The sequence below is a fragment of the Streptomyces calvus genome, assembly GCF_006782915.1.
Classification (GTDB): domain Bacteria; phylum Actinomycetota; class Actinomycetes; order Streptomycetales; family Streptomycetaceae; genus Streptomyces; species Streptomyces calvus.
In genome coordinates, this window is record NZ_VCNP01000047.1 from 155,204 (window position 1) to 168,168 (window position 12,965).

Genomic DNA, 12,965 nt, shown 5'->3' on the forward strand with positions numbered 1-12,965 from the left:
AGGCGGGGCCGACCTGCCTCCGCCGGGACGGCTCCTGAAGCTGAGCCGGCCCACCTTCGCTGCGGACCGGCCCCGAGGCTGAGTCGACCTGCACCCGTCGCGATCGCCTCCGAGGCGGGGCGGACTTGCCTCCGCCGGGACGGCCTCCGAGGCGGGGCCGACCCACCTCCACCTCGACCGCCCCTGAAGCTGAGCCCACCCACCTCCGCCGCGACCGCCCCGGAGCGGCCGGCCTCACTGCCTCCGCCGCGACGGCCTTGGAGCGGGGCGGACTTGCCTCCGCCGGGACTGGGACGGCCTCCGAGGTCGAGCCGACCCACCTCCACCTCGATCGCCCCGGAGCAGCCGGCCGCACCGCCTCCGCCGCGACCGCCTCCGAGGCCGGGCCGACCTGCCTCCCCCCTCGACCGCCCCCGACACCCCCTTATGCTCGGATCATGACCGACAGCAGCGCGCTCGACCCCGAGGACCGCAAGATCGTCACCCTGGCCCGTTCCGCGCGGGCCCGCAACGGCGTGCCCGAGGGCGCGGCCGTGCGCGACGAGACCGGGCGGACGTATGTCGCGGGGACCGTGGCCCTGGACTCCCTGAGGCTCAGCGCCCTCCAGACGGCCGTGGCGATGGCCGTGGCCTCCGGCGCGAAGTCGCTGGAGGCGGCGGCGGTGGTGACCGAGGCGGAGGCGGCGTCGGCCGAGGACCGCGCGGCCGTGCGGGACCTGGGCGGGCCGGACACCCCGGTGCTGGTGGCCGGTCCGGACGGGACCGTCCGGGAGACCGTCACCGCGGGCTGACGCACCGGCGCGGGCGCGGGCGGGGACGGACCGGCGTCCGCCCCCGCCCGCCCCACCCACCTGTTACCGCCGGTAAATAGGCCGGATTTCATCCTTGCCGCACCCTGCCTCCCGCGCATCAATGGACACACCGGTACTGACGGCACGTCAGCCGGTGTGATGCGGCGGGTCCGGACCCCTGCGCCGAGCAGTCCCCCCACGGAATTCCCCCCACACGGAAAGGGACCGGAATCCAATGAGAGGCAAGCGATTCGGAACAGGTGTGTCCCTGGCGGCAGGCGCGCTCGCGGTGTGCGGGCTCGCCTTCGCCCCGACCGCCGCCGCCGTCGCCCCCGGGACGGCGACCGTCACCGCCGACTGCGGAAGCTACGGCGGTGGCGAGGCCACCCTGACGGCCACCCAGAACGGCACCTCCGCCACCGTCACCCTCACCACCTCCTCGGTGACCGCGCCCGTCTCCATCGGCCAGGACTCCCTGGTCTCCGAACTCACCCTGGTGAAGGCCGGCGGCGGCACCACCGTGTTCAAGGGCACCAAGAACCCGGCCATGGCGGCCGGCGACCCGCTCGAGGTCGGCCCGCTCAGCGGAACCGTGGCGTCCGGCGACAGCCTGGAGGCGTACGGCGGCTCGCTGAAGGTGACCGCGTTCGGTTTCATCACCATCACCTGCAAGGCGACCGGACCGCAGGCCCCGGGCCCGTTCGTCTTCGACTGACGCCGCCGGGGAACCGCACGGGCGGGCCGGACGCCTCCGGGTGTCCGGCCCCGCTCGCCCCCCGCTCGGCCCCGATCCGCAAGGTGGTACGGCGCGGCCTCGGGGATCAGGGAGAATGGGCGGCATGAGTGTTCGTACGCAGACATCCGAGCAGCCCGCCGACGCTGTCCACAGGGCCGGTTTCGCCTGCTTCGTGGGCCGTCCCAACGCGGGCAAGTCCACCCTCACGAACGCTCTGGTCGGGCAGAAGGTGGCCATCACCTCGAACCGGCCGCAGACCACCCGGCACACCGTGCGCGGGATCGTGCACCGCGAGGACGCGCAGCTGATCCTCGTGGACACCCCCGGACTGCACAAGCCGCGCACCCTGCTCGGCGAGCGGCTGAACGACGTCGTGCGCACCACCTGGGCGGAGGTCGACGCGATCGGTTTCTGCCTGCCCGCCGACCAGAAGATCGGCCCCGGCGACCGCTTCATCGCCAAGGAGCTGGCCGGGATCAGGAAGACCCCGAAGATCGCGATCGTCACCAAGACCGACCTGGTGGACGGCAAGGCGCTGGCCGAACAGCTCATCGCCGTCGACCAGCTCGGCAAGGAACTCGGCATCACCTGGGCGGAGATCATCCCGGTGTCGGCGACCGCGAACAAGCAGGTCGAGCTGGTGGCCGACCTGCTGATCCCGCTGATGCCCGAGGGCCCCGCGCTGTACCCGGAGGGCGACCTCACCGACGAGCCCGAGCAGGTCATGGTCGCGGAGCTGATCCGCGAGGCGGCCCTGGAGGGCGTCCGCGACGAACTGCCGCACTCCATCGCCGTGGTCGTCGAGGAGATGCTGCCGCGCGAGGACCGTCCCGCCGACAAGCCCCTGCTCGACATCCACGCCAACCTCTTCATCGAGCGCCCCAGCCAGAAGGGCATCGTCATCGGCCCCAAGGGCAAGCGCCTGAAGGACGTCGGCATCAAGTCCCGCAAGCAGATCGAGGCGCTCCTCGGCACCCCGGTCTTCCTCGACCTGCACGTGAAGGTCGCCAAGGACTGGCAGCGCGACCCGAAGCAGCTGCGGCGGCTCGGTTTCTGATCAGGCCCGCTGGTCCCGCAGCAGCTGCCTGAACCACTCGTACGACGCCTTCGGGGTCCGCCGCAGCGTGCCGAAGTCGACGTGGACCAGCCCGAAGCGGCGGGCGTACCCCTCGGCCCACTCGAAGTTGTCCATCAGGGACCACACGAAGTAGCCGCGCACGTCCACGCCCGCCTCCAGCGCCCGGTGCAGGGCGCGGATGTGGCCGTCGAGGTAGGCGATGCGGTCCCGGTCGTCCAGGCCGTCGTAGGCGCACCCGTTCTCGGTGATCACGACCGGCGGGAGGCGGTCCCCGTACCGCGCGCGGAACGCGGTGAGGAGTTCCGTCAGCGCCTCCGGGACCACCGGCCAGCCGAAGTCCGTCACCGGATACCCCTCGACCTCCCGCACCGAGAACGGCAGCCCGGCCGGTATCCGCACCCCGCCCACATCGGTCTCCGCGTCCAGCGGTGCGCCCACGCGCGTCGGCGCGTAGTAGTTGATCCCGTACCAGTCCAGCGGCTCGGCGATCACCTCCAGGTCCGCCGCGGCATCGCCCGCCAGCAGCTCGCCGATGCCCTCCGGGTAGCGGCCCAGCAGCAGCGGGTCGGCGAACAGCCGGTTCAGCAGGAGGTCGTGGAAACCGGCCGCGGCCACGTCCGCCTCGTCCTCGGACGCCGGCCAGGTCGGGCCGTGGGAGTTCGCGATGCCGATGTCGTCCGCACCCGCCGCCCGCAGCGCCCGCACCGCCAGGCCGTGCGCGAGGAGCTGGTGGTGGGCGGCCGGCAGCGCGTCGAAGAGCAGTTTCCGGCCCGGCGCGTGCACCCCCAGCGCATGCCCGAGCAGCGTGTGCTCGGCCGGTTCGTTGAGCGTGATCCACTTCGTCACGCGGTCACCGAGCCGCCCGGCCACCCGGGCCGCGTACTGCGCGAACCGTTCCGCCGTGCTCCGCTCCAGCCAGTCCAGACCGGCCGGCAGGTCCCAGTGGAACAGCGTCGGCACCGGCCGTACGCCGGCCGCGCACAGGTCGTCGACCAGCCGGTCGTAGAAGTCCAGGCCGCCCTCGGCCCGCACCCTCGGCCAGGACACCGAGAAGCGGTACGCGTCCACGCCCAGACCGGCCAGCAGCGCCACGTCCTCGCGGTGGCGGTGGACGTGGTCGCAGGCCACCGCCGCCGTCGAGCCGTCCCGCACCCGCCCAGGCTCGGCCGTGAACACGTCCCACACGGACGGCTCCCGCTCGTCCGCCGCCCCCTCGATCTGGTGCGCCGAGGTCGACACTCCCCACAGGAAACCGGCCGGGAAACGGGGCACCGGGTTCGTCGTCGCCATGGCCCGCATCATCCGCACCCGGCCCGCACCGCGTCAACGCCCGTGCGGGCACCCGGCCCGCACCGCGTCAACGCCCGTGCGCCCGGGGCCCGTTACGCGCCCTCCCGCAGCACTCTGCGGATCAGTGCGCGCTGCTCGTCCGTCAGCCGGGGATCGGCGCAGTACACCGTCCTCCCGTCCACCGTGATCCGGTAGCTGAAGCCGTCCGGCACCCCGTCCGGCGGGGTGCCCCGGCCGACGGACAGCACCCGTTCGGCCAGGGCGTGCCACTCGTGGGCGTCCGCGCGGCCCGCGGTGTCCACCTCGGCCCGCCGCTCGATGCCCGCGAAACCACCGGTGCGTGTCACCTGAATGTGCATGGGTCCGTGTCTAGTACGGAACTACAGCGTGCGCACCCCCACCCGCTCCCAGGCCTTCGACACCGCCCGCAGTTCCTCGCCCTCCCCGTAGCGGGCGCGCGCCGCCTTCACCGTGAGCGTCGCGAAGTCCGTGAACATCGCGTCCTGCTGCAGCTCGCCGCCGGTCAGGACGTCGTACCAGACCTGTCCCGCCCGCTCCCAGGCGTGCCCGCCGAGGGTGGTGGCCGCCAGGTAGAAGGCGTGGTTCGGGATGCCGGAGTTGATGTGGACGCCGCCGTTGTCCCGGCCGGTGCGGACGTAGTCGTCCATCGTCGCCGGCTGCGGGTCCTTGCCGAGCACGTCGTCGTCGTACGCCGTGCCCGGCTCCTTCATCGAGCGCAGCGCCTTGCCGGTGACGCGCGGGGCGAGCAGGCCCGCGCCGATCAGCCAGTCGGCCTCCGCCGCCGTCTGGCCCAGCGTGTACTGCTTGATCAGCGCGCCGAAGACGTCCGACACGGACTCGTTGAGCGCGCCGGGCTGGCCGAAGTACGTCAGGTTCGCGGTGTACTGCGTGACGCCGTGCGCGAGTTCGTGGCCGATGACGTCGATGGGGATGGTGAAGTCGAGGAAGATCTCGCCGTCCCCGTCGCCGAAGACCATCTGCTCGCCGTTCCAGAAGGCGTTGTTGTACTCCCGGTCGTAGTGCACCGTGGCGACCATCGGCAGGCCGTTGCCGTCGATGGAGTCGCGCGCGTACGCCTTGAGGAACAGCTCGAACGTGGCGCCCAGACCGGCGTAGGCGCGGTTGACGGTGGCGTCCCCGCCGGGCGCGTCGCCCTCGCCGCGGACCTTCTCGCCCGGCAGGTCGGTGCCGTGCCCGGCGTCGTACACGGTGCGGTGCGGCTTGGCGCGCTCGGCCTCGGCGAGCGGCGCGACGGCCGGCGCGCCGACCACGGTGGTCAGCCGGCGCTGGGTGCGTTCGTAGGCGTCGCGTTGCAGGGTGCGGCGCGCGGGACCGGCGAGCACGGGATCGTCGGCCTGCGCGAGCCGGTCGAGGACGTGCGGCGGGACGATGGAGCAGAAGACGGGCTCGAAGCCCCCGTTGTGGGTCATACCCGGCACCATTGCACCGTGTGATGTCACTGTCACCACCCGCAACCACGATGGATGAAATCTCCGGCCACTCCGCCGCCCCCGCCGCCTGTAAGTGGTATACGGCACTTTTTGTCCAGTTAATCCCGCCGGTCCCGCATACTGATACGGACCCTCGCGTGGCATGCGTCTCGGCTATGCTGCGGAGCATCATGCGTTTCGGGCTGCTTCTCCTTAGCTGCCGCGGTGAGGGTCTGCAGTAGAGGCCGACCCCCTCCCCGCGGAGTCTGGCGTTGCGCCGTCGGCCGTCCCATCGGACATTCCGCGGACCACCGAGGAGCCCCACGCATCATGGCGAACCGCCAGCAGCCCAGCCCCATGCCGATCCACAAGTACGGCCGCTACGAGCAGGTCGACATTCCGGACCGCACCTGGCCGGACAAGCGCATCACCACCGCCCCCCGCTGGCTCTCCACCGACCTGCGCGACGGCAACCAGGCCCTGATCGACCCCATGTCGCCCGCCCGCAAGCGGGCCATGTTCGACCTGCTGGTCAAGATGGGCTACAAGGAGATCGAGGTCGGCTTCCCTGCGTCCGGCCAGACCGACTTCGACTTCGTCCGCTCGATCATCGAGGACCCGGACGCCATCCCGGACGACGTCACCATCTCCGTACTGACCCAGGCCCGCGAGGACCTGATCGAGCGCACGGTGGAGTCCCTGAAGGGCGCCAGGCGGGCCACCGTCCACCTGTACAACGCCACCGCCCCGGTCTTCCGCCGCGTCGTCTTCCGCGGCTCCAGGGACGACATCAAGCAGATCGCCGTCGACGGCACCCGGCTGGTCATGGAGTACGCCGAGAAGCTGCTGGGCCCGGAGACCGAGTTCGGCTACCAGTACAGCCCGGAGATCTTCACCGACACCGAGCTGGACTTCGCGCTGGAGGTCTGCGAGGCGGTGATGGACGTCTACCAGCCCGGCCCGGGCCGCGAGATCATCCTCAACCTGCCCGCCACCGTCGAACGCTCCACCCCCTCCACGCACGCCGACCGCTTCGAGTGGATGCACCGCAACCTCTCCCGCCGCGAGCACGTCTGCCTGTCGGTCCACCCGCACAACGACCGCGGCACCGCCGTCGCCGCCGCCGAGCTGGCCCTGATGGCCGGCGCCGACCGCGTCGAGGGCTGCCTGTTCGGGCAGGGCGAGCGCACCGGCAACGTCGACCTGGTCACCCTGGGCATGAACCTGTTCTCGCAGGGCGTCGACCCGCAGATCGACTTCTCCGACATCGACGAGATCCGCCGTACGTGGGAGTACTGCAACCAGATGGAGGTCCACCCGCGCCACCCGTACGTGGGCGACCTGGTCTACACGTCCTTCTCCGGCTCCCACCAGGACGCCATCAAGAAGGGCTTCGACGCGATGGAGGCCGACGCGGCCGCGCGCGGCGTCACCGTGGACGACATCGAGTGGGCCGTGCCGTACCTGCCCATCGACCCCAAGGACGTCGGCCGCTCCTACGAGGCCGTCATCCGCGTCAACTCGCAGTCCGGCAAGGGCGGCATCGCGTACGTCCTGAAGAACGACCACAAGCTGGACCTGCCGCGCCGGATGCAGATCGAGTTCTCCAAGATCATCCAGGCGAAGACGGACGCCGAGGGCGGCGAGATCACCCCGGCCGACATCTGGGCCGTCTTCCAGGACGAGTACCTGCCCAACCCGCAGAACCCCTGGGGCCGCATCCAGGTCGCCAACGGCCAGTCCACCACCGACCGCGACGGCGTGGACACCCTCACCGTCGAGGCCACCGTCGACGGCGTGGAGACCACCCTGGTCGGCACCGGCAACGGCCCGATCTCGGCGTTCTTCCACGCACTGCAGGGCATCGGCATCGACGTACGCCTGCTGGACTACCAGGAGCACACGATGAGCGAGGGCGCCTCCGCGCAGGCCGCCTCGTACATCGAGTGCGCCATCGGCGACAAGGTGCTGTGGGGCATCGGAATCGACGCGAACACCACGCGGGCCTCGCTGAAGGCGGTCGTCTCGGCCGTCAACCGCGCGGCGCGCTGAACAGCCGCTTCGCGGGATCCGAGGGGTCCGTCCCCCCGTACCGGCGGGGGGGGGGCCCCCCGTCGTTTCCCGGCCAATTGCTGTGCAGGTCACGGAAAGGTCTCGTCCGGGGTACTGACTCAGCCTCCCGGATGTGGCTAACATCACGCAAGCGCGGCGATGGTGCTGTGGCCATATGGAGGTGCGACGTGCTGCCAGGACGGGGACCCAACGGCCGTGCCGCTGCCACCAGACTGTCCCGCCTGCTGGGCACCCGCACCTCGTGGACGCCGGTCGGCGACGGCGAGTTCTTCTGCCCCGGCTGCGGCGGCGACCGCAACTACCAGCGGCTGACCGGACACCGCCGCTTCGCGCTGTTCGGCGTGCCGGTGCTGCCGCGCGGCGAGACCGGGCCGGTCGTCGAGTGCGCGGCCTGCCGCCGCCACTTCGGCACCGACGTCCTGGACCACCCCACCACCACCCGCTTCTCCGCGATGCTCCGCGACGCCGTGCACACCGTCGCCCTCGCGGTCCTCGCCGCGGGCGGCACCTGCTCCCGCGCCTCCCTGGAAACCGCCACGGCCGCGGTGCGCGCCGCCGGCTTCGACGACTGCACGGAGGAGCAGCTGGCCGCGCTCGTGGAGGCGCTGGAGGCGGACACCGGCCGCTTCACCGGCGAGCCGTGCGCCGCCGGACTGGCCATCGAGCTGCACGAGGCCCTCGACCCGCTGGCCCCGCACCTCGCCGCGCCGGGCCGCGAGTCGATCCTCCTCCAGGGCGCCCGCATCGCCCTCGCCGACGGCCCCTACACCCCCGCCGAACGCGACGCCCTGACCACCGTGGGCGCGGCCCTCACCATCTGCTCGGACGACGTGACCCGCCTGCTGGCGGCGGCCCGCACACCGTCCTGACCGAACCGGCAGCCCGCCCACCGTCCTGACCGGAAGCACCGGCCCGCGCACCGACCCCTGACCGAATCCAGCGGTCCGCACGCCGTCCTGGCCGAAACGAGCGGCCGGCACCCCGTCCTGGCCGAAAGCGGCCGCCCGGCCGCCCGGCGTCCCGCCCGGCCCGATGCGATGCTGGGATCTCCGGACGGGACAGTGACTCCTCACGGGAGACGGGCAGTGGCGGACGGCGTGGTGGTGATCGGTGCGGGCGTCGTGGGACTGACCACGGCCGTCTGCCTGGCGGAGTACGGGGTGGACGTGCGGGTCGTCAGCGACCGGGAACCGGCCGCGACGACCTCGGCGGCGGCCGGCGCGATGTGGGACCCCTACCTGGTGCGGCCCGCCGCGCTGGTGGAGCGCTGGAGCAGCGCCACGCTCACCGAGCTGACCGCGCTGAGCGAGGACGAGGACAGCGGGATCCGGCTGGTGGAAGGCACCCAGGAGTCCCGAGTCCCGCGCGACCTTCCCGTCTGGGCGCCGCTGGTCGGCGCCCGCGCCTGCGCCCCCGACGAGCTTCGGCCCGGATTCGTCACCGGGTGGCGCTACCGCGCCCCGGTCGTCGACATGCCGCGCTACCTCGCCCATCTCGCACGGCGGCTGAAGACGGCGGGCGGGCGCCTGAGCCGCCACCACTACGGCACCCTCGCCGACGCCCTGCGCGAACGGGCCCCCGTCCTGGTGAACTGCTCGGGCGCCGGGGCGCGTTCCCTGGTGCCCGACCCGTCCCTGGAGCCCGTACGCGGCCAACTGGTCGTCGTCGAGAACCCCGGTGTCCGGGAGTTCTTCTGCGACGACACCCCGGACGCCGACACCCTCACCTACATCTACCCGCACGCCGGCACCGTCGTCCTCGGCGGCACCGCCGAACCGGGCCGCGGGGACACCGTCCCGGACGACGAGGCGGCCCGGGGCATCATCGAACGCTGCGTCGCCGTCGAGCCCCGGCTGGCGGGCGCCCGCGTCCTCGAACGCCGGGTGGGGCTGCGCCCCAAGCGCCCGGAGATCCGGTTCGAGGAGGAGCGGCTCGGCGCCACCACCGTGCTGCACAACTACGGTCACGGCGGCGGCGGGATCACCCTCTCCTGGGGCTGCGCACGCGAAACGGCGGAGCGGGTACGGCGGTTGCTGGGCCTCACGCCCTGATCTGCCACTGCCCGCGCCGCTTGGCGATCCCGCCCTCCGGACCGCGGCGGACGAGATACAGCCACGTCCGCACCGCGAGCGTGACGATCAGCAGCAGCGTCCAGGGCCAGCTCACCGAACCGGTGGTCACCGCGGCGGCACCGAACAGCGGGGACACCGCGGTGAGCACCATCAGCGTGGCGCCCGGCCCGGTGTTGCGGAACCGGTGGGCGATGGAGAACTCGGACCACTCGTAGCCGGCGATCGAGACGCTCACCACCAACGCCAGGACCATCGTCATCCACCGGCTGTGGCTCACCCCGGCGAAGATGACCGGCAGCGAGATCAGGAACGGCAGCACACCGCCGTACTCGGACAGGACGTTGCCCCATTTCATGATCCGGCCGAAGGAGTTGGCGCGGATCCGGGCCAGCTCGCCGGAGGCACTCGCGTAGACGATCAGCGACAGCATGGTGCTGAAGGTCGCGCCGATGAGGACCAGCCGCACGTCGTCGGGGAACCGGTCCGACGTGAAGGAGATGCCCAGCAGGAACGTGATGGCGGCCAGCAGCGACCCGGAGAAGGCGATGCCCGCCGCCGCCTCCCCGGACTGCAGGGACGCGGGGTCGTCCCGTTCGAAACGGGTGATCTCGAAGGCCGGGCCGTCGGCCAGGGTGACCAGTCCGGTCACCGCGTGGTCGTCCGGCGCCAGCGAATCGGCGAGCTGTTCCGGCAGCGCGGTCGGCACCAGGTGGCGGGCGTCGGGGTCCACGTAGTCGACACGCAGCTTGTGCTGGTACTGGATACGCGGCCCGCCGCCGGCCCCGCCGGACCGGAAGACACGCGTCCCGATGAACCCGCACGCCAGCAGGAAACGAGCGGAGTCCAGATCTCCGATGCCGATGACGGCGGAGATCGTGGGCCGCTCCCCGGGTGTCCGCGCCGCCTCGTCGAGAACGTCCTTCACCAGCCGGGCGCCCACTCCCCGCAGGCGCGCACCGGGGGCGACGGCGACCACGGACACCCGCAGATGACCGGACGAGGGCGACTCGGCGGCCGTGCATCCCACCACGGCCCCGTCCACCTCGGCCACGCGCACCAGACCGTGCCGTACGCAGTGTTCCAGGGCCCGGGGCGGCGGCGCGGCCTCCGCCTCGCACCACGACGCCAACAAGGCGTGCAGTCCGGGTAATTCGGACGGAGCGGCCGGTCTGGTGGACACCGTGGTCATGGACGTCATGCATAGCCCACGCCACCGACCTCCGGCAATGGCCTGTTCCGGCCCGCTACTCCCCGGGGAGTACCGCCCCCTCGCCGTCACCCGCGGCAGTACCGCGCAACTCGGCCTCACGCCCGACGTTCCGTGTCCGTCGTGCCGGAAGTCTGGAGGGCGACTCAGACGTCCGACCGGAGGGGAGCCCGTTCCATGGGGGCCGCAATGACACGCATACGGCGGCGACGCGCCGTGCCCTGGGTGGTGGTCGGCCTGTGGCTGGCCGCGCTGGTGTTCGTCGGGCCGCTGGCCGGCAGGTTCGGCGAGGTCCAGCAGAACCGGGCCGTCGACTATCTGCCCGACAGCGCCGACTCCACCCAGGTGGCCCGGATCCAGGAGGAGTTGCCCGGCGGCGAGTCCACCGACCTGGTGCTCGTGTACCACCGGGACGGCGGGCTGACCGCCGCCGACCGGAGTGCGGCCGCCGCGCAGGTCGCCGAGGTCGAGGACGCCTACGAGCTGTCGCAGCCGCCCCGGGGCGTCCCGTCCGGGGACGGCGACACCCTCATGTACGCGGTCTCCAGCACCCAGCCGGGCCAGGACGAGGACGCCCGGGACGCGTTCGTCGACGGGGTGCGCGAGATCACCGTGGGCACGGGCGGGCTGAGTGCCGAGGTCGGAGGGCCCGGCGCGCTCAACACCGACATGGGCACGGTGTTCGAGACGATCGACGGCACCCTGCTGCTGGCCACGCTCGCCGTCGTCACCGTGCTGCTCGTGCTGATCTACCGCAGCCCGTTCCTGTGGCTGGTGCCGCTCGCCGTGGCGGGCGTCGCCACCGCCCTGGCCATGGCCGTCGGCTACGGACTGCACGCACTGTTCGACGTCACCGTCACCGGGCAGAGCGGCGGCATCATGACCGTCCTCGTCCTGGGCGCCGGCACCGACTACGCGCTTTTGCTGATCTCCCGCTACCGGGAGGAACTGCGCCGCCACGAACGGCCGTACGACGCGATGAGTGCCGCGCTGCGCGGCTGCGGACCGGCGGTCCTCGCCTCCTCCGGCACGGTCGCCGCCGGGCTGCTGTGCCTGCTCGCCGCCGACCTCAACAGCAGCAGCGGCATGGGCCCGGTCGGCATGGTCGGGGTGCTCGCCGCGCTGGTCGCGATGACGACGCTGCTGCCCGCGGTGCTCGTGCTGCTCGGCCGGCGCGTGTTCTGGCCGCTGATCCCCGCCTTCGGCAGCGCGCCCAGGGCCCGCCGGTCACTGTTCGCCGTCATGGGCACCTCCGCCGCGCGCCGGCCGGCGGCCGTCCTCGCGGGCGGCGCCGCACTCCTCGGCGCGCTGGCCCTCGGCACGCTCAACCTGACCGGCGACCTCAAGCAGGAGGACTCCTTCACCGACCGGCCGGAGTCCATCACCGCCCTGCAGACCCTGGAGCGGGAGTATCCCGAGCGCAGCACCCGCCCGCTCACCGTGATGGCGCCGGCCGACCGGGCGGACGCCGTACTGGAGCGGGCCCGTGGCACCGAGGGAGTCGCCGAGGCGGCCGCGGGACGCAGCGGCGGCGGCTGGACCGAGATCTCCGTGTTCGCCACCGCCGCACCCGAGTCGGCGGGCGAGACCCGCACCATCGAGGCGCTCCGCGACGGCCTCGACGGCGACGGTCTCGGCGCGCACGTCGGCGGCCCCAGCGCGCAGCGGCTCGACCTCGCCGCCAGTGAGGCCCGCGACCGTTCGGTGATCGTGCCGCTGGTGCTCGCGGCCGTGTTCGGGATTCTCGTGGTGCTGCTGCGCAGCCTTGTCGCGCCGCTGCTGCTGCTGGCCGCGGTGGTCGCCGTGTGGGGCGCGGCCCTCGGTCTCGGCGGGCTGGTCTTCGAGCCGCTGTTCGGCTTCGCCGGCACCGACCCGGGGCTCGGGCTGCTGTCGTTCGTCTTCCTGGTCGCCCTCGGTGTCGACTACGGCATCTTCCTGATGCACCGGATGCGGGAGGAGTCCCTCAACGGCGCCGAACCCGAGGCCGCCGCGCTCACCGCGCTGCGCACCACCGGCGGGGTGATCGCCTCCGCGGGCGTCGTGCTGGCCGCGACCTTCGCGGTGCTCACCACCCTGCCGCTGGTGGGCCTGGTCGAACTCGGCTTCGTCATCGCGGCCGGCGTCCTCCTGGACACCTTCCTCGTCCGCACCTACCTGGTGACGACGGCGAGCGTGCTGCTGCGCCGCCGGATGTGGTGGCCCGGCCGGCTGTCCCGGGCACCGGAGCCGGCCGTACGCGAACGGCAGCCGGAACCGGTGTAGCCGCC

11 protein-coding genes are annotated in these 12,965 nt (G+C 72.5%); 7 read left to right on the forward strand and 4 right to left on the reverse strand.

What is annotated here, in order from left to right; genetic code table 11:
• Positions 1-437 precede the first annotated feature (437 nt).
• The 3 genes from FGW31_RS23400 (at position 438) to era (ending at position 2,584) form a co-directional block, all read left to right on the forward strand.
• Complete coding sequence (locus tag FGW31_RS23400) at positions 438-791, forward strand: cytidine deaminase (protein WP_142195444.1); 354 nt, start codon at positions 438-440, stop codon at positions 789-791.
• Positions 792-1,026: 235 nt separating this feature from the next.
• The gene (locus tag FGW31_RS23405) at positions 1,027-1,506 is read left to right on the forward strand and encodes a hypothetical protein (protein WP_142195445.1); all 480 of its coding nucleotides are present in this window, start codon (positions 1,027-1,029) and stop codon (positions 1,504-1,506) included.
• A gap of 124 nt (positions 1,507-1,630) precedes the next feature.
• Positions 1,631-2,584: a GTPase Era gene (era, locus tag FGW31_RS23410; protein WP_161174815.1), complete on the forward strand. Its 954-nt coding sequence runs from the start codon at positions 1,631-1,633 to the stop codon at positions 2,582-2,584.
• Here the strand turns inward: era and FGW31_RS23415 are convergent, their stop codons facing one another.
• From FGW31_RS23415 to FGW31_RS23425, 3 genes are all read right to left on the reverse strand, one after another.
• Positions 2,585-3,895 carry a GH1 family beta-glucosidase gene (locus FGW31_RS23415; protein WP_142195447.1) on the reverse strand — a complete coding sequence of 437 codons (1,311 nt, stop codon included), beginning with the start codon at positions 3,893-3,895 and terminating at the stop codon, positions 2,585-2,587.
• Positions 3,896-3,987: 92 nt separating this feature from the next.
• The gene (locus tag FGW31_RS23420; RefSeq protein ID WP_142195448.1) at positions 3,988-4,254 is read right to left on the reverse strand and encodes a protealysin inhibitor emfourin; all 267 of its coding nucleotides are present in this window, start codon (positions 4,252-4,254) and stop codon (positions 3,988-3,990) included.
• 21 nt (positions 4,255-4,275) lie between these two features.
• A complete protein-coding gene (locus FGW31_RS23425; RefSeq protein ID WP_142195449.1) occupies positions 4,276-5,346 on the reverse strand; it encodes a M4 family metallopeptidase in 1,071 nt (356 codons plus the stop codon).
• Positions 5,347-5,676: 330 nt separating this feature from the next.
• Here FGW31_RS23425 and leuA point away from each other — a divergent pair, with 330 nt between their 5' ends.
• The 3 genes from leuA (at position 5,677) to FGW31_RS23440 (ending at position 9,470) form a co-directional block, all read left to right on the forward strand.
• Positions 5,677-7,398, forward strand: a complete 1,722-nt coding sequence (gene leuA, locus FGW31_RS23430; protein WP_142195450.1) for a 2-isopropylmalate synthase — start codon at positions 5,677-5,679, stop codon at positions 7,396-7,398.
• A 188-nt stretch (positions 7,399-7,586) separates the two neighbouring features.
• Complete coding sequence (locus tag FGW31_RS23435; RefSeq protein WP_142195451.1) at positions 7,587-8,288, forward strand: TerB family tellurite resistance protein; 702 nt, start codon at positions 7,587-7,589, stop codon at positions 8,286-8,288.
• Positions 8,289-8,504: 216 nt separating this feature from the next.
• Positions 8,505-9,470, forward strand: coding sequence for an FAD-dependent oxidoreductase (locus FGW31_RS23440; protein WP_233452563.1), 966 nt, complete (start codon positions 8,505-8,507; stop codon positions 9,468-9,470).
• On the opposite strand, the gene FGW31_RS23445 is transcribed toward FGW31_RS23440, so the two are convergent.
• Complete coding sequence (locus tag FGW31_RS23445) at positions 9,460-10,680, reverse strand: GNAT family N-acetyltransferase (RefSeq protein WP_142195453.1); 1,221 nt, start codon at positions 10,678-10,680, stop codon at positions 9,460-9,462. The genes FGW31_RS23440 and FGW31_RS23445 overlap by 11 nt on opposite strands.
• A gap of 195 nt (positions 10,681-10,875) precedes the next feature.
• Between FGW31_RS23445 and FGW31_RS23450 the strand changes: the two genes are divergently transcribed.
• Complete coding sequence (locus FGW31_RS23450) at positions 10,876-12,960, forward strand: MMPL family transporter (RefSeq protein ID WP_142195454.1); 2,085 nt, start codon at positions 10,876-10,878, stop codon at positions 12,958-12,960.
• Positions 12,961-12,965 lie beyond the last annotated feature (5 nt).